Source organism: Bacillus sp. EB106-04-04-XG123 (genome assembly GCF_058791855.1).
The window spans coordinates 244,583-269,520 of record NZ_JBYTDZ010000006.1; the positions used below are offsets into that span (position 1 = coordinate 244,583).

At 41.0% G+C, this 24,938-nt stretch carries 27 protein-coding genes, 1 tRNA gene and 1 pseudogene; 11 read left to right on the top strand and 18 right to left on the bottom strand.

The features are described 5' to 3' along the window. From AC3WTB_RS18170 to AC3WTB_RS18180, 3 genes are all read right to left on the bottom strand, one after another. Complete coding sequence (locus AC3WTB_RS18170; protein ID WP_492334077.1) at positions 1-1,191, bottom strand: DUF58 domain-containing protein; 1,191 nt, start codon at positions 1,189-1,191, stop codon at positions 1-3. Continuing rightward, the gene (locus AC3WTB_RS18175; RefSeq protein ID WP_039176899.1) at positions 1,188-2,150 is read right to left on the bottom strand and encodes an AAA family ATPase; all 963 of its coding nucleotides are present in this window, start codon (positions 2,148-2,150) and stop codon (positions 1,188-1,190) included. Before AC3WTB_RS18175 ends, AC3WTB_RS18170 begins: the two co-directional genes overlap by 4 nt. A gap of 102 nt (positions 2,151-2,252) precedes the next feature. After that, positions 2,253-3,152, bottom strand: a complete 900-nt coding sequence (locus AC3WTB_RS18180) for a cation diffusion facilitator family transporter (protein WP_034282879.1) — start codon at positions 3,150-3,152, stop codon at positions 2,253-2,255. A 482-nt stretch (positions 3,153-3,634) separates the two neighbouring features. Here AC3WTB_RS18180 and gabP point away from each other — a divergent pair. From gabP to AC3WTB_RS18195, 3 genes and pseudogenes are all read left to right on the top strand, one after another. Continuing rightward, positions 3,635-5,031: pseudogene (gene gabP, locus AC3WTB_RS18185) on the top strand (GABA permease); the annotation flags it as partial. 89 nt (positions 5,032-5,120) lie between these two features. Continuing rightward, a complete protein-coding gene (locus AC3WTB_RS18190; protein ID WP_047202824.1) occupies positions 5,121-6,653 on the top strand; it encodes a multicopper oxidase family protein in 1,533 nt (510 codons plus the stop codon). 274 nt (positions 6,654-6,927) lie between these two features. Then, a complete protein-coding gene (locus AC3WTB_RS18195) occupies positions 6,928-7,299 on the top strand; it encodes a carboxymuconolactone decarboxylase family protein (protein ID WP_039176890.1) in 372 nt (123 codons plus the stop codon). Positions 7,300-7,513: 214 nt separating this feature from the next. On the opposite strand, the gene AC3WTB_RS18200 is transcribed toward AC3WTB_RS18195, so the two are convergent. Together AC3WTB_RS18200 and walM are read right to left on the bottom strand one after the other, a co-directional pair. Then, entirely contained in the window at positions 7,514-8,563 is a 1,050-nt protein-coding gene (locus AC3WTB_RS18200) for a hypothetical protein (protein ID WP_366204473.1), read from the bottom strand. A 73-nt stretch (positions 8,564-8,636) separates the two neighbouring features. Next, the gene (walM, locus tag AC3WTB_RS18205; RefSeq protein WP_024424478.1) at positions 8,637-9,005 is read right to left on the bottom strand and encodes a cell wall metabolism protein WalM; all 369 of its coding nucleotides are present in this window, start codon (positions 9,003-9,005) and stop codon (positions 8,637-8,639) included. A gap of 209 nt (positions 9,006-9,214) precedes the next feature. Between walM and AC3WTB_RS18210 the strand changes: the two genes are divergently transcribed. The 3 genes from AC3WTB_RS18210 to AC3WTB_RS18220 all read left to right on the top strand — a co-directional run bounded on the left by AC3WTB_RS18210 (position 9,215) and on the right by AC3WTB_RS18220 (position 10,971). After that, positions 9,215-9,889 carry a hypothetical protein gene (locus tag AC3WTB_RS18210; protein WP_058837869.1) on the top strand — a complete coding sequence of 225 codons (675 nt, stop codon included), beginning with the start codon at positions 9,215-9,217 and terminating at the stop codon, positions 9,887-9,889. Between the two features lie 125 nt (positions 9,890-10,014). After that, positions 10,015-10,482, top strand: coding sequence for a hypothetical protein (locus AC3WTB_RS18215; protein WP_039176883.1), 468 nt, complete (start codon positions 10,015-10,017; stop codon positions 10,480-10,482). A gap of 138 nt (positions 10,483-10,620) precedes the next feature. Then, positions 10,621-10,971 (top strand): DUF4064 domain-containing protein, encoded by a 351-nt coding sequence (locus tag AC3WTB_RS18220; RefSeq protein ID WP_025092751.1) that lies wholly within the window; start codon positions 10,621-10,623, stop codon positions 10,969-10,971. A 30-nt stretch (positions 10,972-11,001) separates the two neighbouring features. On the opposite strand, the gene AC3WTB_RS18225 is transcribed toward AC3WTB_RS18220, so the two are convergent. Further along, positions 11,002-11,445, bottom strand: a complete 444-nt coding sequence (locus AC3WTB_RS18225) for a hypothetical protein (protein ID WP_492334078.1) — start codon at positions 11,443-11,445, stop codon at positions 11,002-11,004. Positions 11,446-11,681: 236 nt separating this feature from the next. On the opposite strand from AC3WTB_RS18225, the gene AC3WTB_RS18230 reads away from it, so the two are divergent. Continuing rightward, positions 11,682-12,218 carry an LptM family lipoprotein gene (locus AC3WTB_RS18230; protein ID WP_492334079.1) on the top strand — a complete coding sequence of 179 codons (537 nt, stop codon included), beginning with the start codon at positions 11,682-11,684 and terminating at the stop codon, positions 12,216-12,218. A 446-nt stretch (positions 12,219-12,664) separates the two neighbouring features. Here the strand turns inward: AC3WTB_RS18230 and groL are convergent, their stop codons facing one another. Beyond that, on the bottom strand, positions 12,665-14,299 hold the full coding sequence (groL, locus tag AC3WTB_RS18235; protein ID WP_024424467.1) for a chaperonin GroEL: 1,635 nt from the start codon (positions 14,297-14,299) through the stop codon (positions 12,665-12,667). 56 nt (positions 14,300-14,355) lie between these two features. Continuing rightward, positions 14,356-14,640 carry a co-chaperone GroES gene (gene groES / locus AC3WTB_RS18240; protein WP_024426730.1) on the bottom strand — a complete coding sequence of 95 codons (285 nt, stop codon included), beginning with the start codon at positions 14,638-14,640 and terminating at the stop codon, positions 14,356-14,358. Positions 14,641-14,869: 229 nt separating this feature from the next. Between groES and AC3WTB_RS18245 the strand changes: the two genes are divergently transcribed. The 3 genes from AC3WTB_RS18245 to AC3WTB_RS18255 are packed head-to-tail and all read left to right on the top strand — an operon-like array spanning position 14,870 to position 16,478. Continuing rightward, on the top strand, positions 14,870-15,604 hold the full coding sequence (locus AC3WTB_RS18245) for a CPBP family intramembrane glutamic endopeptidase (RefSeq protein WP_339208969.1): 735 nt from the start codon (positions 14,870-14,872) through the stop codon (positions 15,602-15,604). Next, positions 15,601-15,795 carry a YdiK family protein gene (locus AC3WTB_RS18250; RefSeq protein ID WP_003213897.1) on the top strand — a complete coding sequence of 65 codons (195 nt, stop codon included), beginning with the start codon at positions 15,601-15,603 and terminating at the stop codon, positions 15,793-15,795. The genes AC3WTB_RS18245 and AC3WTB_RS18250 overlap by 4 nt, the downstream gene beginning before the upstream one ends. A gap of 56 nt (positions 15,796-15,851) precedes the next feature. Next, positions 15,852-16,478, top strand: coding sequence for an NUDIX hydrolase (locus tag AC3WTB_RS18255; RefSeq protein ID WP_260775383.1), 627 nt, complete (start codon positions 15,852-15,854; stop codon positions 16,476-16,478). A 39-nt stretch (positions 16,479-16,517) separates the two neighbouring features. On the opposite strand, the gene tatC is transcribed toward AC3WTB_RS18255, so the two are convergent. Genes tatC through moaC form a run of 4 tightly spaced genes read right to left on the bottom strand, consistent with a single transcriptional unit; the run spans position 16,518 to position 18,650 of the window. Continuing rightward, the gene (gene tatC / locus AC3WTB_RS18260) at positions 16,518-17,276 is read right to left on the bottom strand and encodes a twin-arginine translocase subunit TatC (RefSeq protein WP_098676753.1); all 759 of its coding nucleotides are present in this window, start codon (positions 17,274-17,276) and stop codon (positions 16,518-16,520) included. A 6-nt stretch (positions 17,277-17,282) separates the two neighbouring features. Beyond that, positions 17,283-17,462 carry a twin-arginine translocase TatA/TatE family subunit gene (locus AC3WTB_RS18265; RefSeq protein WP_008355689.1) on the bottom strand — a complete coding sequence of 60 codons (180 nt, stop codon included), beginning with the start codon at positions 17,460-17,462 and terminating at the stop codon, positions 17,283-17,285. Between the two features lie 27 nt (positions 17,463-17,489). Then, positions 17,490-18,143, bottom strand: coding sequence for a redox-sensing transcriptional repressor Rex (locus AC3WTB_RS18270; RefSeq protein ID WP_008355687.1), 654 nt, complete (start codon positions 18,141-18,143; stop codon positions 17,490-17,492). 15 nt (positions 18,144-18,158) lie between these two features. Beyond that, the gene (moaC, locus tag AC3WTB_RS18275; protein WP_203129365.1) at positions 18,159-18,650 is read right to left on the bottom strand and encodes a cyclic pyranopterin monophosphate synthase MoaC; all 492 of its coding nucleotides are present in this window, start codon (positions 18,648-18,650) and stop codon (positions 18,159-18,161) included. Between the two features lie 138 nt (positions 18,651-18,788). Here moaC and AC3WTB_RS18280 point away from each other — a divergent pair, with 138 nt between their 5' ends. Beyond that, positions 18,789-20,711 (top strand): ABC-F family ATP-binding cassette domain-containing protein, encoded by a 1,923-nt coding sequence (locus tag AC3WTB_RS18280; RefSeq protein WP_369879185.1) that lies wholly within the window; start codon positions 18,789-18,791, stop codon positions 20,709-20,711. A 269-nt stretch (positions 20,712-20,980) separates the two neighbouring features. On the opposite strand, the gene tsaD is transcribed toward AC3WTB_RS18280, so the two are convergent. From tsaD to AC3WTB_RS18310, 6 genes are all read right to left on the bottom strand, one after another. After that, the gene (gene tsaD, locus AC3WTB_RS18285; protein ID WP_369879183.1) at positions 20,981-22,009 is read right to left on the bottom strand and encodes a tRNA (adenosine(37)-N6)-threonylcarbamoyltransferase complex transferase subunit TsaD; all 1,029 of its coding nucleotides are present in this window, start codon (positions 22,007-22,009) and stop codon (positions 20,981-20,983) included. After that, positions 22,002-22,430: a ribosomal protein S18-alanine N-acetyltransferase gene (gene rimI, locus AC3WTB_RS18290; protein ID WP_024424460.1), complete on the bottom strand. Its 429-nt coding sequence runs from the start codon at positions 22,428-22,430 to the stop codon at positions 22,002-22,004. The genes tsaD and rimI overlap by 8 nt, the downstream gene beginning before the upstream one ends. A gap of 25 nt (positions 22,431-22,455) precedes the next feature. Then, positions 22,456-23,145, bottom strand: coding sequence for a tRNA (adenosine(37)-N6)-threonylcarbamoyltransferase complex dimerization subunit type 1 TsaB (gene tsaB, locus AC3WTB_RS18295; protein ID WP_058837875.1), 690 nt, complete (start codon positions 23,143-23,145; stop codon positions 22,456-22,458). Beyond that, positions 23,126-23,602: a tRNA (adenosine(37)-N6)-threonylcarbamoyltransferase complex ATPase subunit type 1 TsaE gene (gene tsaE / locus AC3WTB_RS18300; protein WP_059376127.1), complete on the bottom strand. Its 477-nt coding sequence runs from the start codon at positions 23,600-23,602 to the stop codon at positions 23,126-23,128. Before tsaE ends, tsaB begins: the two co-directional genes overlap by 20 nt. 13 nt (positions 23,603-23,615) lie before the next feature. Next, positions 23,616-24,593 (bottom strand): thiamine-phosphate kinase, encoded by a 978-nt coding sequence (gene thiL / locus AC3WTB_RS18305; RefSeq protein WP_073979363.1) that lies wholly within the window; start codon positions 24,591-24,593, stop codon positions 23,616-23,618. 273 nt (positions 24,594-24,866) lie between these two features. Continuing rightward, positions 24,867-24,937 (bottom strand) — tRNA-Asp (locus tag AC3WTB_RS18310). Between the last annotated feature and the right edge of the window lies 1 nt (position 24,938).

The following is a 24,938-nucleotide window of genomic DNA, read 5'->3' on the forward strand; positions in this document are numbered from 1 at the left end:
TCACCTCACAGTTCTTTCGTGCAGCCGGTCTTCAAATAAAAGGGTGATGCGTATTCCATAGGCCTTGAGCCGGTCTGCAAGCTGTTTTTCTTTTGTCGTCAAACGGTCAACGGCTTTCTTCACTAAAAGCACGGTGATGTTCTTTCTATTTCGATTTCCAAAGAGACTTGCCGCAAGCTCCTCCTGCAGCTGACCTGTGACGACATATTTTCCTGAATGCTGATACTCACTCGCTGCTAACGGTTTATATTCTAGTGCGCGGGAAGGCTGATGCTGCACTCTTGTTAAATAATAAAGCATGTCCTGTAAATGAAGTTCTCCTTGATCGACTCGAAAGAGATGCTGATCTCCTAGTGGGACAAGACCTGACGGCACTCCTTTTTTCACAGCCGTTTGAAGAACAGATGCTGTAATAGAGACAACTGTTTCATAAACAGCTTGATCAGTAAAATCAGCAAACACGACAAGGTCCTTTGCTTGATTCTGTTCAAATTCCTTCGTCATCAGCTGGCCTCTTCTGGCCGTCGTCTTCCAATCCACCCAAGCAAACCGGTCTCCTTGCTGGTATTCCCGTACGCCTGTTGTCACATGGGTCGGTTCATTTAACCACGAGTGAACCGCTTTGCCTCCATTTTCATTCACTGACTCAGCAGGCTCTACAGGGATATCCAGCACTTTTGGGTAGACAAGCAGCTTTTTCTCTAGCGGAATGATGATTTCTTTTTCAACAAACCCAAACATATCACCCGTTTTGATTCTAACTGCTGTTAAATGATGCTCTCCCCGCGGAATATCGTTCAATTGATAAGTAAATCGCCATGTTTTCCGAAACCAAGGAAACAGCATTTGCTTCATTTCAATCTGTTCCTGTAAATGAAAGGTGTCTGGCGGAGCATCCTCTATCATGACGTAAACGTACGGAAATGGATGTGTCCGCTTGATTTCAAGGTCAACGGACAGCACGTCCCCCGCCTTCAAGCAGGTTTGCTGTAATGTTCTCTTGGCTGTCGCGCGCAGTGGAATAAGTGCAAACAGCAAAGCATACAAAGCATATGGTAAAAATGCATAAAAAAGGAACCAGCTCACAAACCCTCCCTGAAACATGGCATAACAAAAGGCTGCCGCAGTGAGAATGATGAGCATCATCACCCGTAACCATAACGAAACTGCTAAACGATGACGTGACTTCATTGAGTCATCGACTTTTGAACTGGCACGCCAATTTGCTCAAGCATTTGTCGCAGCAGTGTCTCCGCCTTCTTCCCTTCATATGTCGCTTCTGATGTCAAAATCATACGATGCGGTAATGTATAAGGCACCAAATACTGTACATCATCAGGAATCACATAATCGCGCTGATTCAAAAGCGCATACGCCTGTGCCGCTTTCATCAAGGCGATCGATCCCCTTGGACTGACACCTAGATAAACAGATGGGTGTTTACGCGTCGCTTGAGCAATTTCAACAATATATTCTTTAATGGATGCATCCACATGAATGGTTTGAACAGCCTGCTGCAATGCATGGATATGTTCCTTTGTCATGACAGCTTGGAGCGTATCAATCGGGGATTGCTTCTCCTGCAAGTTGAGCACCTCCAGCTCCTCGAGCATAGTCGGATATCCCATCTGCAGCTTGAATAAAAACCGGTCCATTTGCGCTTCTGGCAGCGGATAAGTTCCTTCATATTCAACTGGATTTTGCGTCGCCATGACGAAAAATGGATCCGCAAGCGGCATCGTTTCTCCGTCCACTGTGACACTGCCTTCCTCCATCGCTTCAAGTAATGCTGATTGTGTTTTAGGAGAAGTCCGGTTGATCTCATCAGCTAAAATAATCTGCCCCATGATCGGTCCTTGCCTAAATTCAAATTCATTCGTCTTTTTATTGTAAATCGACACGCCTGTTACATCTGAAGGCAAAAGGTCAGGAGTGAATTGGATTCTCTTAAACTCACAACCAATGGATTTTGCCAAAGCACGAACCATCATCGTCTTCCCTACACCAGGCACATCCTCTAGCAGCACATGCCCCTTCGCCAAAATCGCAACAAGGCTTAATATCGCAATGTCTTTTTTCCCAACCATGACTTTATTGATGTTATCTACGATTTTTTGTAAATCTGAATGCATCGGTTCTTCAAATGCCATCCTGATCCTCCTATCACGTTTCTGTCAAATTTCATATAGTCTAACTTTACCATACAACACGCATTTGCATATAACATCAGCACGTATAAAAAAGAAGCCTTCTCACGATGGAAAAGACTTCTTCTCTTCTTTCGGCTCACTTGCTGGCTCCATATGAACATGAGAGTGTAAAATATCATGCTCTTGTTTCATTCTGCGTTCAATTTCATCTGCAATATCATGGCTTTCTGCAATGTTCAAGTTGGGCTCGACCTCAACCACTACATCCACATGGACTGTACTTCCAAGATAACGCGCTTTAATATCCTTTAAATCGCCCACTCCTGGTGTTGCTTCAATGGTCTCTTTATATTTAGACATATCTTTGATATGAAAACCGTCTGTTAACGAATGAGAGGCATCTCGGAAAATTTCCCACGCAGTTTTACAAATAATTAAGCCAATGACAAACGCTGCAAGCGTATCAATCCATGCCAGCTGAAATTGAGAAGCCATAATTCCTACAAATGTTCCAATACTCACATACGCATCTGATTTATTATCAGCAGCTGCCGCATGAAGTGCCTGGCTATTGATCCGTTTGGACAGATTGCGGTTATAAATATACACACCGTACATCACAACAGCACTTCCTGCTGCCGTCCAAGCCGCGATCATATCCGGCGTTTGATGCTCAGATGAGAAGAGCGACTTCCCTGCACTCAGCAAAACCTGAAGCCCAACAAGCATCATGATAAAGGAAGCCACTAGAGACGCAATATTTTCCGCTCTAAAATGACCGTATGGATGATCTTCATCAGGCGGCTTTTGAGAAATACGCAGCCCAATCAACACAGCAAGGGATGCAATAATATCCGTCGTGTTATTCAATCCATCTGCCGAAAGGGCCTCTGAATGAAACACGTACCCAATAATGAGTTTGACCGCAGATAAGATCACATAGGCAATGATGCTGACCCAAGCACCCGTTTCACCTTGTCTTAATTCGTTATAGCGCTCCATGTCGAACCGCGCCTCCTCACACATCACTTTTCTATTATTTATCTTACAAAGCAAAGCCCGTGTGGGTCTACAGCAACATGATTCGCTTATGTCAGCAAAATAGGATAAATAGAAATGTGTTGACCTAAGTAAACTTATTTTTACAAGGTCAAATGACCTCAAGACCTACTCCTATCAACCTTTTTCCAATTCTCTTCGAAATGAACATATCGTCAAATCTCTCTCCTCGGGTAAATTATCAGAATAATTTTATTTTGCGACACAACTTCCCCACCCCCTTTTTTATGTTATTTTAAGAATCATCCGAAGGAAAAGAGGGAACATAATCTCTCAAATCCTTTCTACTTTTTAACATCATGTTAAGAGGTTTGAAATGTCAGTTTGATAACCTGTCCAATGCTGAATGACAATTCAGTGTGATAAAATTTAAAATATTCTAAAAACAAATTCTCTATTCATGAGAAATGTTTGGAGGTAAAGAAATGTCCAACATGACAAACGGTCTTCAAAAAAACCTTAAAACAAGACATATTTCGATGATCTCCATTGCTGGGGTCATTGGGGCAGGGCTATTTGTTGGTAGCGGCGCTGTCATTCATTCTGCAGGGCCTGGATCCATTCTTTCCTATTCTTTTGCCGGACTTCTGGTGATCTTTATTATGAGAATGCTCGGAGAAATGGCATGTGCCTATCCGACAAGCGGTTCTTTCTCACAATATGCGAGCGATGCTATCGGTCCATGGGCCGGTTTTACAATCGGCTGGCTTTACTGGTTCTTCTGGGTGATCGTCATCGCCATTGAAGCCATTGCTGGTGCTGCCATTATTCAATATTGGTATGGAGATGCACCTGTTTGGCTCACAAGTCTTATCCTCACAATCCTCTTAACATTAACAAATATCTTTTCTGTTAAATCTTTTGGCGAATTTGAATATTGGTTTTCATTGATTAAAGTCGTCAGCATCATTCTCTTTCTACTCATTGGTTTTGCATTTATCTTTGGTTTTGGCGGTCATCATACTTCAGGTCTTGCCAATCTAACAGGGAACGGCGGTTTCCTTCCAAATGGATTCAGCTCTGTGTTACTTGGAATCGTCGTCGTCATCTTTTCCTTCATGGGAACGGAGATTGTGGCCATAGCGGCCGGTGAATCAGCAGACCCAGTCAAATCTGTGACGACAGCCACACGCTCTGTTGTATGGCGTATTATCGTATTCTATGTCGGATCAATTGCTGTCGTTGTCACCTTGCTTCCGTGGAATTCCGCAAGTATTTTAACAAGCCCGTTCGTTGCGGTATTAGAATACATCGGTGTTCCATCAGCCGCTCAAGTCATGAACGTTATTGTCTTAACAGCTGTTCTATCTTGTTTAAACTCCGGATTGTACACAACGTCCAGAATGCTTTATTCATTAGCAGAAAGAGGCGAAGCACCGAAACGCTTTATGAAAATCAGCAAACGTGGTGTTCCTGTAGCGGCTACAGTCGCAGGTACCTTCTTTTCCTACATTGCTGTCATGATGAACTATTTTTATCCTGAAACCATCTTTTTGTTCTTAGTCAATGCATCTGGCGCCATTGCCCTTCTTGTCTACTTGGTCATCGCTGTTTCACAATTAAGAATGCGCCGTAAAATCGAAAAAGAAAATCCAGAACAGCTCAAAATCAAAATGTGGCTGTTCCCATACCTCACGTACTTTACCATTTTGGTCATTTGCGCCATCTTGGCATCGATGCTGTTTATCGAATCCATGCGGCCACAGCTCATTTTAACGAGTATCATTACCTTTAGCGTACTGGCTGCTTATTTTATCTTTAAACCGAATAAAAAAGTGCCTGCAAATGCGGCGCTTGAAAATAAACACCCATAATTCTCCCGCTGAAAAGCGGGTTTTTTTATTTTATTCACCTATTTGGATGTCCGCACTTATACTGTATCAAATTGTATTTAAGTGAGGATTAGTCAACATGAACCTAGAAAAATTTGTTGACGAGCTTCCAATTCCAGAAGTCGCGGAGCCCGTCAAGAAGAACCCAAGACAAACGTATTATGAAATTGCTATGGAGGAGGTATTCTTAAAAGTTCATAGAGACCTGCCCCCAACCAAGCTATGGACCTATAATGGCAGCTTGCCTGGTCCAACCATTAAAGCCAATCGAAATGAAAAGGTCAAAGTGAAATGGATGAACAAATTGCCATTGAAACATTTCCTCCCTGTCGATCACACCATTCATCCTGGGCATCACGATGAACCAGAGGTCAAAACAGTCGTTCATCTGCATGGCGGTGTCACGCCAGCAAGCAGTGACGGCTACCCAGAGGCCTGGTTTTCAAGGGACTTTGAAGCAACCGGCCCTTTTTTTGAAAGAGAGACTTACGTATACCCAAATCATCAGCAAGCCTGCACATTGTGGTATCACGATCATGCGATGGCATTGACACGACTAAATGTGTACGCCGGTTTAGCTGGGTTTTATTTGATCTCAGATGCATTTGAAAAGTCCTTAGAGCTTCCGAAAGATGACTATGACATTCCTTTAATGATTATGGACCGTACATTTCAGGAGGATGGCTCACTATTTTATCCTAGCAGACCAAACAACACACCAGAGGACAGTGACATTCCAGACCCATCCATCGTGCCCTTTTTTTGTGGAGAAACGATCTTAGTCAATGGAAAAGTATGGCCGTATTTAGAAGTAGAGCCGCGAAAATACCGTTTTCGTATTTTAAATGCGTCCAATACTAGAACTTATGAGCTACATCTAGATAACGACGCTACAATCATGCAAATTGGTTCCGATGGGGGATTTTTGCCAAGACCCGTTCGCCATCAATCATTTAGCATCGCGCCTGCTGAACGTTTCGATGTCATCATCGACTTTTCAGCTTACGAAAACAAAACGATCACTCTCAAAAATACAGCCGGCTGCGGACAGGATGTGAATCCTGAAACAGATGCGAACATTATGCAATTCAAAGTCACACGTCCGCTAAAAGGAAGGGTACCTAAAACATTACGTCCGATTTTCAAACCGCTGCCACCGCTTCGGCCAAGTCGAGCTGATAGAGAGCGTACACTCACACTTACCGGCACACAGGATAAATACGGCCGCCCAATCCTATTGCTCGATAACCACTTTTGGAATGACCCTGTCACGGAAAATCCTCGTCTTGGCAGTCTAGAGGTTTGGTCCATCGTCAATCCAACCAGGGGTACACACCCCATTCATTTGCATCTTGTTCAATTTAGGGTATTAGACAGAAGGCCGTTTGATACAGAAGTCTATCAATCGACAGGAGAAATTGTGTATACAGGACCAAACGAAGCACCTCCTTTACATGAACAAGGCTACAAGGACACCATTCAGGCGCATGCAGGTGAAGTCATTCGGATCGTTGCTCGATTTGTTCCATATACCGGCCGATATGTGTGGCATTGTCATATTTTAGAGCACGAAGATTATGACATGATGAGGCCGATGGATATCATTCATTAAAAATGAAACCATTCTTCCGCTAAATGCGTAGAACTTTTATGAAATTGCTGATTACAAAGGGCTAACGGACATCTATTCATTAGCCCTTTTATGATCCATTTCAAAATGGAAAAATAAATCGCATGAATCATTCCTTTGAAGAGCATTACACACTTAAAAAGTTGACGCAGCAAACCGATAATACTACTATATACCCATTACATCTATCAAAAGGCACATAAGCCATAATGAACGAACAAATGGAAAATTGCGATAACAAACGGAGGAGTTCAATTTGAATGAAGAAAAAGAAACTTGCCAGGTCAAACAAGAAACAGCGGCAGGTAACAGAGAGAAGCTTTCAATTCATGAGAACGAGAGCATTCGGTCAAACATTGAACAACTAACCATTGAACTCAGTGAACAAAAAGAATTCAATCACTTCATATTAGATGAAAAACAAAAGGCCATCAGTACATTATCTTCCCTCATCACAAAAGGCGATTGTGATGAAGACTTAAAGACTCATTTTGAACAAGCATTACATATTGGACTTTCTGTCATAGAGATTATGGAGATTATTAAACATTGTACAAAGGTTGCTGGCTTCCCTCACTCCATTAATGCCCTGTTTATCTTTCAAAACTTATTAGATGAAAACAAATAAAACAGAGAAAACGAGATGTCATCAGTCCTCTCGTTTTTTTATGTTCACTCATATTACTCTTTTTCTTTTCCTCTGTCACATAAGCAAAATATGAAAATAGCACTCGTTTCACTGTTTAAAAACTGATTTTCTTCCTATAAATTCGCCATTTCTCCAGCATTTCAAGTGACAAAATAAAAAAACGTCCAGTTATATAAATAACTGAACGTTCCCTTTATCGATTGACAGTGAAATTGTTAATGATTCCGCCATCCTTCTCCCAAGCGGCTTCCACTGTTTTCTTCTTCATATTGTATTCAAAAATCGTTCTTACCTTAGCCTTTCGTCCAGTGTCATCCTTTAATTCTTTTGCGTTTTTTGCAACACCTAAGAAATAAACAGACGACCCGTCCGTAGAAAATTGCGGCTGTGCAGCACTTAAAATATGAACATCCTGACTGTTTTTAACGAGTGTCGTCGTTTTTCCTGTTTCTACATCAAGCATTTTAATAGAGGATATTTCTTTTTCTTTACGAACCTTTACTTCTGTATAAATCAATTTCTTATGATCTGGAGAAAATGAAATATCATTGATCGTTTGTGAGATGCGTGCAATGCGTTTCCCCTTCTCACCTGTTTGAAGGGTGATCTTCATGGTTGTTGGTTCAGGATCTCTGCCCTTTTCATTCGCTTCATCGGTTTTTTGATAATCTTCTTTTAAAGAATAATGCTGGATCGCCAAATCATTTGAAGTCGGATCATATGCAAAAGAACTCACCGTATCGTCCTTGCTTTTTTCTGGATACAGCTCCTTCATTTTGTGTGTTTTCAAATCAAAAGATGCGACATAAAATTGCTCTCCAGAATCCTTGTTATACCTAAGAAATAACTTCTTCCCATCACCAGACAGCCTCATACTGTCGATGGAATCATCACTCGTAAACAGTGTTTTTTCTTCTTCAGATTTCACCTTTAATTCCCGAATACTCACCTTTTGCGTATCTTCATCTGTATACGTGTAATATAAAACCTGTTTCGTAGAATCATAAGCAATCGAAGGATATGCTGTCAGTTTCTCCGTATGAAGCGCCCGATCATGCAAGTAATAAGTATTGTTTAACTTTTGATCTGTAAATGAAACGAGCAATTCGTCTTTTGCATCTTGGTTTGTTTTGACTTTCCCTGCATGTTTTGCCTCTTGCCCCGGCTTCATCATGAAGAAAATAACTGCCGCAATTACTGCGACGCCAATGACTGTGATGATCCACCATGTTGATTTTTTCATTGCCTTTCAGACCCTCTCTACAAGAAAAGAAGCCAGAAAATGAACTTTTCCCGCTTCTTTGCATGCCTATGTATTAATAAGTGTAATGCCCTTTTACGACACCTTTACTTGTTTTATACCCAAGTGCTTTGAATGCTTTTGGACTTACGTCTAGTACAGCATTTGGCATTCTGCCTACATCATATTTATATACCGTAATCACTTTATGTGGTTTCGCTTTTGTTGTCACTCTTAGTTTTGTACCTTTTTTCGGTACGTCAAAGCCCATTTTAGTTGCTGCATCCCAATGACCGAGTTTTTTTCCATCTGCGCCTTTTTTGCCGACACCATTATACCAAGTAATATTGCCGCTTACTTTTTTTGCACTTGCTCCATGTGAGAAACTGAATGCTAAAAATAAACTAGCTACTGTTACGATTGTCGTGATAAGCTTTTTATTCATTAAGAAATCCTCCGTTTTTGGTTTCTGCACTTATTATACATGAAGATGAACCCAGTTATTTTACAGACACATTACAATTCAAATACAAGTTGACCACTTTATGACCGATTAAGTTCATAAATACTGCCAAAATCAGCTAGAACATTGTAAGCAGCTCCCCTCTTTCATTTTATATAATGAAGGTGAATCAAATTTAAGGGGGAATTTTCATGAAAAAGTGGTTCACTGTTTTGATTGTAAGCTTGGCCTTCGTATTGATGTTTTCAAGCCTTCCTGCCTCAGCGGCTAGTCCTCGTCACGGCGCCATTGTGACACAAACGGATGAAGCCAAATGGTCAGGTATCTCTGCCGATATTGTCCTGCCGAAAACAGCCACCATTAAAAACGGCTATGCGGACTGGTATCTCGGTCTCGGCTCTGCCGTTGTAGAGAGCGGTATTTCAAAAACGTCTTCTGGCTATAAGGTCTTTCTAGGCAGCGGCTCACAAGGCGGTAGTAAATACTGGAACAGCGAATACGATTCAAGTATTAAAGATGGCGCACGCGTCAACTTAAAGCTCATTAACAACGGTGATGGTACAGTGTCACTATACGTCAATGGAAAACTGCGCTATAAGCAGCCTGTTTACAACCCTAGCCGTCTGAAAAACCTTGATGTTGTCAAAATGGTACACGGCGTACAGGATAATGGAACAAACAGCTATTCACAAGCAAGCTTCTCAAATGTACAGCTTCGAGCAAATACATCAGGAAGTGTCTATAAAAAATGGGATGGGTCAATCAAATCATCGCTTTTACGTAAAAATTTAGAATCTGGTGCTGCCACTCCTAAATTCACCGTTATTTCTTCTATTCCATTAAGTACAAGCCTTTCAGCACAATAAGAAATAAAGCACCCGATAGAGGGTGCTTTTTATTGTTCACAGCTTATCAACACTTCTCTTTTAATCAAAACAAGGATTCGTGGTAACATAAGCATACATACTTCGAAGAAAAAAGGAGATCGAACGTGAAAAAAAGTCTACTTGTTTTCATGAGTCTAGTTGCAAGTCTCTGCATTCTAGCAGCTTGCTCAAATACGACGAAAGAACAAAAAACAGAAACGAAGGCACTTCCAACAATTAATGAACGCATTCAAAAGGAAACGAAAGAAGTGATGGAGCAGTCTAAACTCATCAAAGACACTGACATCACCGTTGATCAAAAGAAAAAAATCATTTCTTTAAACGTAACGGCTTCATCTGATACCAATAGTGATTACGCTGAAGTCATCGGTTTAAACTTTGCCAAGACGCTGGCCATTGGAGCATCAACCGAAAAAGAAAACAATCTTCATAAACCAGAAAACGACAGCCTCGGCGCTCTCTATTCCTTTTATGACCTAAACATCACCGTGAAACAAGAAAACGGCAAAGTGCTGGCAAAGGGAACGAAAAAAACAAATGAAACAAAAATTACTTGGGAAAGAGCCCAATAACTGGACAAGAAAATCCTTTATGGATTTTCTTCTTTTTTTTAACAAAACTATTAACATTATGAAAGAAATGCCGATTAGTAAGATTGTGTTGGTTCTTAAGTACCAATAATTCTTATTTACATATCGGAGGAAAGTATTATGAAAAGAACGACAGAATTTGTTTTAGGTTTAATTGGAGGTATTTTTGGATTTTTCGGCGCAATGTTCGCTCTTGCTTTCGGAGGAATCGATGCAGCATTTAGCGATTCAGGCACCAGTGAAATTACAGGATTAGGCTGGGCAGCAATGCTTTTCTCTATTCTTGCCATTGTCTCATCTGTCATTGTAAAGAAAAAAGCAAAGCTTGGTGGAATTTTATTATTAGTATCTGCTGTAGGTGGCATTATTTCTATTTCTATGTTCTTCATCCTTCCAGCTGTATTAATCATCATTGCAGGCTGCATGGGCGTGTTTAGAAAAGAGCCTGTCGTCAATAACACAACTGCATAAAAATAGAGAATAAAGCTTGTAGAGATTGCTCTACAAGCCTTTTCTCTCTACTTTTTGTAATTCATATTGAATGGTATCAACTAACTCTATTATGTTTTCATCTGTCCAAAGATCCAACATAAATAGTATGTCATTCACCATGTGTGACAAATCTTCCCGGCTCATCAATTCTTCTTTGTAAGCAGGGACAACAAAGAAATAGAGTAGATCAGCCAATTCAAGAGCGACACGTACATCTTTTTCATCCATGATGGCTTTATGCAAAGAGTGAATCAGCCATTTGAGGTCTTCATGATTTTCAATAGGAACATACATCAATTGGTGTATTTCATCGGTATCCCTCCCCCTTAGAATCCTCTCAGCAGATTCCTTTGAAAGAGCCCCAACTGTATTTGAGGATATATTCAGAAACAAGAATTCATGTTGATCCTCTCTATTAACCGTCTTGATTGACGAACCTTCCATCTCAATCACTCCCAATCCCTTATAATAATTCTATTATAAGGAAATTCAAGTTCGATTTAAGTCACAAGAAGTGGATTTTATGTAATTTTAAGCTAACTGGTTTATAAAAAAACACTCCAAAACAATTATTTTCTATTTTTATCATTTTTTGTTGATTTAATAGTATTTTTATCCTATTATAATAGTCATGGTCAATGTATAAGCACATGACACTTATATAAATTAAACAAAAGGGGATTTTCATTTTGAAGAAATTCTATGCTTTATTTTTAGCTTTAGGGCTAACATTTACACTGGCTGCTTGCGGCTCAACAGAAGATGTGTCTACAGGTGCATCTAAAGAAAAAGAGTCTACAAGCACAAAAACACAATCAAAAAACAAAAAAGACGATGGTTCAAAGAAAATAAATGCGAGCAAACACAAATCAACTGCTCAAGGAATGAAAGTAAACCTTGGCGAAATTAAAATTATGAAGGATAGAATCAACGTTGGAATGAATATCGAAAATACGACAGATAAAGTTCTAAACTTCTATCCAGATCAAGGTAAAGTTGTAGCGGGAAGCATGCAATTAGATGCGAATATGTTTATGACTGACGGTGATATTGGTGGCGAAGTTGAAGGTGGCGTTAAACAAGACGGTGTTATTCAATTCTTAGCTCCTGAAGGCAAAGAGATCAACATCAAAAACATCAAAGAATTAAAGCTGAAATTTGGAAATGTCACAACTGACGATTACATGAATAGTAAAGACGTGACCTTCACAGTTAAAGTAAAATAAACTTTCACTAATGCCCTTGAATGATGAGGGCTTTTTTATTTGAGAACGGCTTCTGTGAAGAGGATATGCTTTTTTATGCGGTCCTTAAAAAGTCACGATCGCCTTTTAAAACTCTGCAAATGCTTTCCACTTAACAAAAAAACCCCTACTCCTATTTGAAAGTGGGGGTTAACTCTTTCATTATTTATCACGCTTCTTCGATCCAAACAATCCAAACACAACGGCTAGTGCAACAATAATTGCCACCCAAGTAGTAAAGCCCATATGATCACCGCTTTTCTTTTTAAAGTCATCTCATTTCTTCATTTTAGATAAAAATTCATTAAATTACTGTCTCATATGTAAACGGTTGAGAAACGGTGAAGGTTTCAATTCATTTAGCGTTCGTAACCAATAAAAATAGACATAACAAAAACCCCTATATTTCAAGGGGTTTTCGAGGGTGTTTACATCATTCCGCCCATTCCACCCATGCCGCCCATATCTGGCATTCCGCCGCCTGAGCCGCCTTCTTCTGGTTTGTCAGCTACGACTGCTTCAGTTGTTAGAAGCATTGCTGCTACAGAAGCTGCGTTTTGAAGTGCAGAGCGAGTTACTTTTGTTGGGTCAACGATTCCTTTTTCGATCATGTTTACCCATTCGTTTGTTGCTGCGTTGAAGCCGACACCAATTTCTTCGTTTTTCAAGCGCTCCACGATGACTGATCCTTCAAGACCAGCGTTGTGAGCGATTTGACGAATCGGCTCTTCAAGAGAACGTAGAACGATGTTTACACCTGTTTGAACGTCACCATCAGCTTCAATTGAAGCGACTTTGTTGTATACATTCACAAGTGCTGTACCACCACCGGATACGATACCTTCTTCAACTGCTGCACGAGTTGAGTTCAGTGCATCCTCGATGCGTAGTTTACGCTCTTTTAGTTCTGTTTCAGTTGCAGCACCAACTTTGATGACAGCGACGCCGCCAGCTAGTTTTGCAAGACGTTCTTGTAATTTTTCTTTATCGAATTCAGAAGTTGTTTCTTCTACTTGTGCACGGATTTGGTTCACACGTGCTGCAATTTGAGCAGAATCTCCTGAACCTTCAACGATTGTTGTGTTTTCTTTTGTCACAACGACTTTAGACGCGCGACCAAGCTGACCGATTTCAGTTGATTTCAGGTCAAGTCCTAGATCTTCTGTGATTAATTCTCCGCCAGTTAGAACAGAGATGTCTTCAAGCATTGCTTTACGACGATCACCGAATCCAGGTGCTTTTACTGCTACTGCGTTGAATGTACCACGAAGTTTGTTCACAACAAGAGTTGCAAGTGCTTCGCCTTCTACATCTTCAGCAATAAGCAATAATGGTTTTCCTTGTTGTACAACTTGCTCAAGTACAGGAAGGATTTCTTGAATGTTTGTGATCTTTTTATCTGTGATTAAGATGTAAGGATTTTCAAGAACTGCTTCCATCTTATCAGAATCTGTCACCATGTATGGAGAAGCATATCCGCGGTCAAACTGCATACCTTCAACCACTTCTAGCTCAGTTGTGAAACCTTTAGATTCTTCAATTGTGATAACTCCGTCGTTGCCAACGCGCTCCATCGCTTCAGCGATTAGGCTGCCGACTTCTTCGTCTGCTGCAGAAATAGCCGCAACTTGAGCAATTGATTCTTTACCTTCGATTGGTTTAGAAATCTCGTGCAAGCCTTCAAGTGCTACTTTTACTGCTTCTTCGATCCCTTTACGAACGCCAACAGGGTTTGCACCAGCTGTTACGTTTTTAAGACCTTCACGGATCATCGCTTGAGCTAGAACTGTTGCAGTCGTTGTACCGTCACCAGCTACGTCGTTTGTTTTGCTTGCAACTTCAGCCACAAGTTTTGCACCCATGTTTTCAAATGCATCTTCTAATTCGATTTCTTTTGCAATCGTTACACCATCATTTGTGATAAGTGGAGAACCGAATTTTTTCTCAAGAACCACGTTACGTCCTTTTGGTCCTAAAGTTACTTTTACAGCATCTGCAAGTGCATCTACACCACGTAACATCGCACGACGTGCTTCTTCACTGAACTTAATATCTTTTGCCATAATAACGAAACCTCCTCAGTCTTTTTAAAAATATATCTCAATGCTTTTTTATGTGATTAACCAATAACAGCTAAAATGTCGCTCTCACGAAGGATTAAATATTCTTTTCCTTCATATTTCACTTCAGTGCCTGCATATTTTGAGAAGATAATGCGGTCGCCTGTGCTTACTTCTAACGCAACGCGCTCACCACTTTCAAGTACACGCCCTGAACCTGCTGCAACAATTTTACCTTCTTGCGGTTTTTCTTTTGCAGAATCCGGTAAAACAATACCGCTAGCGGTTTTTTCCTCAGATTCAACGAGTTCAATGATTACGCGATCGCCTAATGGCTTTAACATAAGAAACAACCTCCTCAATTTTTATATGTAGTCTTTTTTAGCACTCATCACCAGTGAGTGCTAACACATTTATTATAATAAAGAATGTCTTCTGCAATTTCAAGTGAAAACCTTTAAAAATTTTTACGCTTTCACGATCTTTTTGAATCTCAGATTCTTTCCTTTTCATCGAAAAAGAAGACTTGTGTTACAATAAATTTAGTTCTTTTAGTAAAGGGGTTTTCGTTACTTGAAAAAACAATATTGGTACATCATCTTAACGTATATATTGGTACAGGTATCTGCGTTTCCTTACTTTCTCATTATGAAATGGCTGGGATACATTCAATCACCGATGACTCAAACAGAGCTTTCAAAATTATCAGGAACGTGGACAATCATCAGTTTCTGTATCGGATTGATCATTATTCTGCTCATCCTTCGAACCGTCCCAAAAGCTTCACTGCGAAATGAAGCGCCTGCTTCAATCGGTTCTGCTATCGCATGGATCATTGGCGGTTTCTTTCTTTCTCTCTTTGCACAATCGATTGCAGGCGTGATTGAACAATATGCATTCGGCATTGGCCGTGAGTCAGAAAATACGCAAACCATTTTATCCATTATGGATGCCGTTCCTTGGCTTGTGATCGTCATCGCCCTGATTGGTCCAATCTTAGAGGAAATCATTTTCCGTAAAATCATCTTTGGTGTGATTTATGAAAAAACGAATTTCTTCATTGGAGCACTTGCCAGTTCAGTGGTTTTCGCTGCTGTACACAATGATTTTCCCCATATCTTACTCTATACCGCAATGGGCTTTACCTTTGCCTTTTTATATGCGAAAACAAAACGAATCATTGTCCCAATCGGCGCTCATATGCTGATGAACTCACTTGTCGTTCTTGTGCAGATTGAGCCAGTGAAAAAAATGATTGAAGAACAATCTCAAACCATGCAAATGATTATTGGAGGCTTTTTCTCATGAGAAACCCAGTCGTATGGGGCATCATTTATTTTGCCGTAGGTGTCGCTTTCACCTATATGGCCATTCAAAACCCAGGTGACATGTGGTCATTTTACAGCATTTTGCTGATGGTGTTTGCGGCCTATAATATCAATATCGCGCTTAAAATGTTTGCCTTCTCTGTCAAACTCAAAAAACAGCAACAAAAATAAATTAAAAACCATTTTCCGCGTTTGGAAAATGGTTTTTTTATGGAGGATGTAACTTCATGGAACATGAAAAACTTCGTTTCTTCAATGATCAGCATGAAACCATTGGAGCTGCCGCTCGTTCAGATGTCCACGCCCAAGGTCTTTGGCATGAAACATTTCATTTCTGGCTTCTTAAAAAGGAGCTTGGCACCGTGTATCTCTATTTTCAGCTAAGGAGTCCTGCAAAAAAGGATTTTCCTTCACTGTTTGATATCACCGCAGCAGGTCACCTTCTCGCAGATGAACAGCCTTCTGATGGCTTAAGAGAGGTAGAAGAAGAACTTGGTCTTTCTATCCTTTTTGAGGACCTTACTTATACAGGAATCATAAAAGATGAAATTCACCTGCCTTCTTTCATCGACCGTGAGTTCTGCCATGTGTATCTTTATATGAATGAAGAAAAGCACATGGAAGTTCATCTACAGAAAGAAGAAGTCGCTGGTCTGTACAGAGCAAAGCTGCTTGATGCACAGCAGCTTTTAACAGGATCATGTGAAAGAATTCGTATCGAGGGCTTTATAGTTGATGCAAACGGAGAACGACGTGAGGAAAGCATCGAAGTGGGAATTCATAATTTTGTCCCGCATGAGCCTGCCTATTATGAGCACCTCTTTCACACGATCAATCAATTTCTTACACAATAGAAAAAGCATCGTGATCCCTTATTGGATCATGATGCTTTTTTATGAAACATAATGTTTTTCTTTCTCCTCTGTTTGCTGCATTTTGCGATAGGTCACTCTTGAAATGATAATGCTCACTTCGTATAAAACGAGCATTGGCAAGGTGACCATGAGGTGAGAAACAAGCTCTGGCGGTGTAATGAGTGCGGCAATGACAAGAAGGACAAAATAGGCATACTTCCGTATTTTTGATAAAAACATCGGTGTGATGATGCCGAGTCTGGTGAGAAACATCAACACGACGGGCATCTGAAACAAAAAGCCAAATGGAAGTGTTAGCTGCATTAGAAATGTAAAATACTCATGAATCCCAATGACTTGCTCTACATTTAAATCATTCGACATTCGCATCATAAAATCGACGACAAACGGAAATAAAATAAAGTAAGAGAAAGCCACACCGCTCAAAAATAAAAGCAGTGCAATCGGAATGTAAGCAAGTGTCACCTTTCTTTCTTTTTCATATAAGCCAGGACTCACAAACGCCCACAGCTGATATAAAATAACGGGACACGTCAAAACCAAAGCAATGACAAATGCGAACTGCATAAACACGTACAGTGGATCTGTAAGCTTAAATGCGTTCAGCGTCAGTGTTGCCGCTTCATCGGTATTTTGTAAATACACAATGACCGGCTTAGCGAGAAAAAAACCAGCCACCATAAAGGCGACAAAAAACATCGCAATGATCACTAGGCGTTTTCGCAGTTCCACAATATGCTCCATAAGCGGCATATCTTTGACATTCATGAAGCTCATCCTATTCTACTGATCTTCTTTTTTCTTTTTTTCTTCCTGATCATCAGCTAAGCCTTTTGTGGCATTTTTGAATTCACGTAATGTATCTCCTGCTGCTCTTCCTAATTCAGGAAGCTTTTTCGGCCCAAAAATAATGAGCGCTACAATCGCAATCAGAATCAAACTCCCAGGACCGATCGGACCCATTTGCTCCACCCCCTTTACCCCTTTTCGTCAGTCCTCCTGCGTAACAGAGTAATGCTTTAAGAAATACACAAGAGACTGAAGTTCAACCGCCAAATCTATATGATGAATTCGAATGTGTTCCGGCACATTCAATCGAGCCGGCGTAAAGTTAAGGATTCCTTTGATGCCAAGCGCAATCAAACGATCTGTAATGGATTGAGCTGCTACGGCAGGTACTGTCAAAATTGCAACAGGGATATCTCCTACCTCTTGAACATGCTCTTCAAGCTTATCCAAATCATAGACAGGCACGCCGCCTATCTCACTTCCTATTTTACTCTCATTGACGTCAAAAGCCATTGAAATTTTTGTATTATTATTTTTTATGAAATTATAGTGTAAAAAAGCAGTCCCTAAATTCCCGACACCAATGAGCATGACATTGGTCATTTCATCTTGGTCAAGGGTCTTTCTGAAGAAGGTCAAGAGATAATCGACATTATAGCCATACCCTTTCTTCCCAAGTGCACCAAAGTACGAAAAATCTCGGCGAATGGTAGCAGAATCCACTTTGACTGCATCACTAAGCTCAGCTGATGACACCCTTTGTTTTCCTGATGCATGCAAATTTTTTAAAAAACGGTAGTAAAGCGGCAAACGTTTGGCTGTCGCTTGTGGAATTTTTGACTGATCTATATTCATATAAGGTCCTCCAACTTAAATATCAGATGCTCTGTGAAAATCACCATTTTTCCCGCCTGTCTTCTCAATTAGATAGGTAGGACCGATGATCATGCCTTTATCAATCGCTTTGCACATGTCGTAAACGGTCAGTGCACATACTGAAGCAGAAGTGAGCGCTTCCATCTCCACACCCGTACTTCCTTTTGTTTTCACCTGTACTTGTATGTTCAGGATGTGCGCATTTCCATCTTCCTCCCAATCAAAGGAGATATCCACGCCTTTTAGTGCAAGCGGATGACACATTGGAATGATGGTAGATGTTTGCTTTGCTGCCATGATGCCAGCAACCTGTGCAACAGACAGCACATCCCCTTTTCCAATTTCATGCTGTTGTATTTTATGAAACACTTCTTTTATCATACGAACACTTGAAACAGCAACGGCGGTTCTCACTGTAGACGATTTGTCACTAATGTCGACCATCTTTGCTCTCCCCTGTTCGTTAAAGTGGCTAAATTGACTCATCTTTCAACGCTCCCTCACTCAAATGATACACTATTTTTTCCTATCTGTCTTTCATTTGAATATGGCGATTGTATGTAACATTTGCCGGTTTACTGCTGATAAGCTACACTTAACATATTATAGCAGAGGTGAAGTTACATGATGATTCTACAAGTGAATCAGCTGTCCAAATCGTTTGGCGCTGATACCGTTTTAACGAATATAAAATTGGAAGTCAAAGCAAGGGATCGAATTGCCATAGTAGGTCGTAACGGCGCAGGCAAATCCACGCTTTTGAAAATCATTGCCGGTCAAATGTCTTACGAGCAAGGTGAGATCATCAAACCAAAAGACCTATCGATCGGCTATTTAGCACAGCATACCGATGTGACGTCTACACGTACGCTAAAAGACGAATTATTATCGGTTTTTGATCATTTAAAAGAGATGGAACAAGAGATGAGAACCATTGAGGAGAAAATGGCTTCTTCCACAGGTTCTGAGCTGGAAGCCCTTATGAAAACCTATGACAGGCTTCAGCAGGAATTTAAAGATCAAGGCGGCTATCAATATGAAGCAGATGTCCGCTCCATTCTTCATGGACTCGGCTTTAGTCATTTTGAAGATGAGACAACCGTCCAATCTTTAAGCGGCGGCCAGAAAACCCGTCTAGCGCTTGGAAAGCTCTTGTTAATGAAACCAGAACTCTTAATTCTGGATGAGCCGACCAACCATTTAGATATTGATACCTTATCATGGCTTGAGCAGTATTTGCAAAATTATACAGGTGCCATTCTCATCGTGTCCCATGACCGCTATTTCTTAGACAAAGTCGTAAACCACGTCTATGAAGTCTCAAGAACTTCGATGAAAAAGTTTGCAGGAAACTATAGTAAGTATCTGGATCTGAAAGCAGAGCAGCTCGAGCGGGATATGAAACTATACGAAAAGCAGCAAGAAGAGATCTCAAAGCTCCAGGATTTTGTGGACCGCAACCTGGCAAGAGCCTCCACCACAAAGCGCGCTCAAAGCAGACGCAAACAGCTCGAACGGATGGATCGTTTAGATAAGCCTTTAGGAGATGAAAAATCCGCAAACTTTCATTTTGATATTACGAGACAAAGCGGCAATGATGTACTGAAGGTACATGATCTCGATATTAGTTATGATGAAAAAACACCGCTCCTATCCTCGCTTTCTTTTCAGATTAAACGCGAGGATAGTGTGGCACTCATTGGTCCTAACGGGATCGGGAAATCAACCCTTTTAAAAACGTTAATTAACACATTAACACCAGTAAAAGGCGACATCACTTTTGGATCTCATGTCACGATCGGCTACTATGACCAAGAGCAAGCCAAACTGACATCCTCGAAAAAAGTGCTAAATGAGCTTTGGGATGATTATCCTCATATGAATGAAAAAGAAATTCGGACATGTTTAGGAAACTTCCTCTTTTCAGGGGATGACGTTTTAAAGCCTGTCCATGCATTAAGCGGTGGGGAAAAAGCACGCCTTGCGCTGGCAAAGCTGATGCTTCAAAAAGCCAATTTCCTTATTCTCGATGAACCTACAAACCATCTGGACTTAGATAGTAAGGAAATTTTAGAGAATGCATTGATCGATTATCCAGGAACTATCTTATTTGTTTCGCATGATCGTTATTTTATCAATCGTCTCGCTACGAAAGTATTCGAGCTGTCGCATGCAGAAACAAAAGAATATCTCGGTGATTATGACTACTACCTCGAAAAGAAAAATGAACAACTAGAGCTGAAGGCACTTCAAGAAAATGAACCGGTTAAAAAACAAGCTGCCCAGCCAGTAGAAACAACAAAGCTTTCTTATGCTGAAGAAAAAGAACTGAAAAAGAAAGAAAGACAAAAGCAGCGCAGGATTGAAGAAATTGAAAAACGGATTGCTGTCATTGAAGACAAGCTCGGTGAAAATGAAGAGCTGTTATGTGATCCTGATATTTTTCAAGATCACGAGAAGGTTCAAGCCATTCAAACAGAAAATGATACGCTCAATCAAGAGTTAGAATCACTTTTTGCGGAGTGGGAAGAGCTGTCAGATTCTTAAAGAGTGCCCTAAAGGGTACTCTTTTTTCTTTCAATGAAAATTTATTATCCACAACGATACCCACAATAACTTCTTGATTATTCTTAATCACTTGGGACTTACCCACATTATCCACAGAGTTTTAATCACATATCCACAAAAAATGTCGTATTTATACACATCCTCTTGACTTTAAAACGAAATTTTCTAACAATTGTGGATATTTAGCGTTTACATGTGAATAAATCGCTTTCATAGAAAAATAAAAACCCCTGTAATCCACAGGAGTTTTATTTATATGAGGCTAGCGGCAATCCTGGCTGGCCATTCATCGCCATATCGCCTCTGATTCCTTTTTCAAACACAATGGTTCCAGCGGCAGCGATCATGGCTGCATTGTCTGTGCAAAGTGATAATGGCGGAATAATAACCTTCACGTCTGGCAGTTTCGTGAATGCTGATGTTAAAGCTTCTCTTAGTCCTTTATTGGCAGCGACTCCTCCAGCTAGAACAACCTGCTTCACACCATAGGCTGCTGCTGCTTTCAATGTTTTCCCAACAAGCACCTCAATGACACTTGCTTGAAAACTTGCGGCTAAATTCTCTGGGGCAATCGTTTCTCCCTTTTGTGACGCATTGTGTAGGGTGTTGATCACAGCTGATTTTAAACCACTGAAGCTAAAGTGATAAGACCCTTCTTCAAGCCATGCACGAGGAAGCTTAATTGTCGGCTCTCCTTCATGTGCTAACCGATCAATATGAGGTCCGCCTGGGTACGGGAGACCCATCGTCCGGGCCACTTTATCGTAGGCTTCTCCAGCTGCATCATCTAATGTTTCTCCGATGACCTCAAAAGATCCGTGCTCCTTCATTAAAACAAGCTCAGTATGTCCGCCAGAGACAACAAGAGCTAAACATGGAAACTCCAATTCATCAACCAGCTGGTTGGCATAAATATGCCCTGCAATATGATGAACACCAACAAGAGGAATTTGATGGGCAAAGCTCAGTGCCTTTGCTGCATTGACGCCAATCAGCAGGGCACCGACGAGGCCAGGTCCTTCCGTAACCGCAATCGCATCCAAATCCTTAAAGCTCATACCCGCCTGTGTCATCACTTCTTCTAATACGATGGTGACCTGCTCCACGTGATGCCTCGAAGCAATTTCAGGTACAACACCGCCAAATCGTTTATGACTGTCTATTTGCGAGGCGACCACATTTGCCACGATTTCCTTTCCATTTTTCACAATGGATGCAGCTGTTTCATCACAGCTTGTTTCTATACCTAATATGAATCGATCTGTTTGTTCACTCATTTATATTCACCCACATGACTAATGCATCTTCTCCATTATCCGTATAATAATTCTTTCGAATAGAAGCTGGTCTGAAACCGAGCTTTTCATAGAGGGATTGTGCTGGTGTATTCGAAACCCGCACCTCTAAAGAAAGATGATCTGTCTTTTTTTCTTTGCAAAATTCCATGACATATCGAAGCAATGCTTCCCCGTAGCCTTTTCCTCTATGCTCAGGGAGAATCGCAATGTTCGTAATTTGTGCATCGTCCATGACAATCCAGACCCCGCAATATCCAACAGGCTGCTTATCTTCTTCAATGAGGAAATAATGGCTGTATTGGTTATGAAGAATCTCATAGACAAACGATTCCTTTTTCCAAGGGGCTGTAAACGAATGCACTTCAATCGTATACACCTCTGGAATGTCCGCCACTGTCATTTGTCGTATTTCTGCTATGTTAAGGTTATTTTTGTCCTTCAAGCCATTTCACTTCCGCTTCTGCCAAACGAATATAGTTAGGGACAAGCTGATGAACATCTTCAGCAGGACGATCTGCGCCTAAAAATGCAAGCACTGAAGGTCTTGGGTTATGAAATGTCCCCTCTGCCAGTACAGCCGTTTCTCCTAAAATGGAGCGAATGCTCTCTTCATGAAGGTGCACATCTTGTCCAAGAAATAGAACAGGCTTTTCTGTCTGCTTCAGCTCATGAAGCCAATCCGTGAGCAGGATATTTTGATCTGGTTCGACCTCTTTGATCTTACCTTTTTCAAACGTATATAGCCCAGTATAAACTTGTCCTCTTCTCGCATCAAATAGAGGTGAGATATACCCATCAAAATATTGGCCATTTGCCGCAAGCGCTTCTAAACTCGAAACAGCCGATATCGGGATAGACAGCGTCCACGCAAGTGTTTTTGCTATGGTAACACCAATTCTGACGCCAGTGTAAGATCCAGGTCCTTTTGCCACAACGATTTTACTTAGTTCGCTTGGTGCTACACCACATTCTTTCATCAATGCTTCAACAGTGGGCATCGCTCGGACGGAATGGTTCTTTTTTAAATACGTAATGCTCTCGCCAATCACAGTGAGATCTCTTACAAGAGCAATTCCTAGTGTATGGTTTGATGTATCAATGGCCAGTATGGTCAAATTCTTTCATCTCCTTACAAAGGGACTCATAACGCTCCCCTTTTGCATCAAACGTGAGATGCCGTTCTTCTTCACGTTCTGTTCTCAGCATTTCAATTTTTAAATAGGAAGAAGGCAATTGAGGTTCAATCAGATGTGCCCATTCAACCAAGCATACACCTTCACCCTCAAAATATTCTTCGAGTCCGATGTCTTCTTCCGCATCTTCCATGCGGTACACGTCCATATGGTAAAGTGGCAGTCTGCCATCAGTATATTCTTTAATAATTGTAAAGGTGGGGCTGTTGACGATACGGGTAATTCCTAAGCCTTCCGCAAAACCTTTTGAAAAAGTGGTTTTGCCTGCGCCTAAATCTCCTTCTAATGTCAATACATCGCCTGGCATCACAAGTTTGGCCAAAGCAGCGGCAATTCGTTTCGTCTCATCCGCACCTTTTGTTGTCCATGTTAATTTCACCGTTGATGTCACCTCATTTCTTAAAATGATTATATCCTTTTTTCATTAACATTGTTTGTTGATCATTGTCTTTTAACATAACACTAGCTGCTTGATCATCCTTGACTTGTCCAATACGTGTGATCTGAATGCCTTCTTTTTGACATTGAGATTCAAAGCTTTCCCAATCAGATTCTGGTATCGTACCAGTTAAAACAAAGTCTTCTCCCCCAAATAACACCCATTCATGCCAGTCTTTGCGCAGCACCTGTAAATCCGGATGAATTGGAAGCTTATCAGCTTCTATCTCGATCCTCACACCGCTCGCTTCGGCTATCTCATTCAACTCACTCGCTAATCCATCACTCACATCATTCAAGGTGACCCGCGGGAAACTTGAACAAATGTGACCAGCAGCAATATGAGGCTGAGGCATTTTATGACGCTTAAGAAAGAAATCAGCGTCGACCGCCTTAGAAGGGACTGCTTCGTTCATTAAGATTGATAACCCAGCAGCCGACGAACCGAGTTCACCTGTGACAAAGACGACGTCTCCAGTTTGAGCACTGTGGCGATAACAAGCTGCTCCCTTTGACACCTCACCAATGACCGTCACGGTAATGACAAAGTCACTGCGGGTAGCTACTGTATCTCCACCAATCAAATCCATACGATAGGTGTCAGCCAACGCTTTCATTCCCTCGTAAAGAGCCGTGACGATTGTTTCATCACCATGAGGCGGGATTGCAATTGAAACAAGATAATACTTTGGGGTGCCTCCCATTGCAGCGATATCACTGACATTGACTGCCAGTGCCTTAAAGCCAACTTCAAAAGGTGTGGAAAAGTCAAAACGAAAATGAACATGCTCCACCATTGTATCAACGCAAACGACCTCTTCACAATGTGAATGAGGTTGATAAACACTTGCATCATCACCGATGCCCATGATCAAAGAGCGCTGATATGTATCTTTTGGTGTGATTCGGCGAATAAGATCAAATTCATCCATAAAAAGACAGCCCCTTCTTGCAATCAATTGGTTAAATAGACATGATGTCAAACACAGTTAGTATTAGTGTAGCGAATATAAGTCTCCGTTCCAACTAAAAATGATATAAAGAAAGCCTGGTGTGTAAAAACCAGGCTGGGTTGAAGTAATCTATCTATTCTTTCATATAGTGTAACCAAACACAAATCATTTCATTGCATCGTGGGTACTTGTAGAAAGAAAAAGACATAAAAAAAAACGAAACTATACGTTTTCGTTTACAAGTCATAAAAATGGCGGTCCGGACGGGACTCGAACCCGCGACCTCCTGCGTGACAGGCAGGCATTCTAACCAACTGAACTACC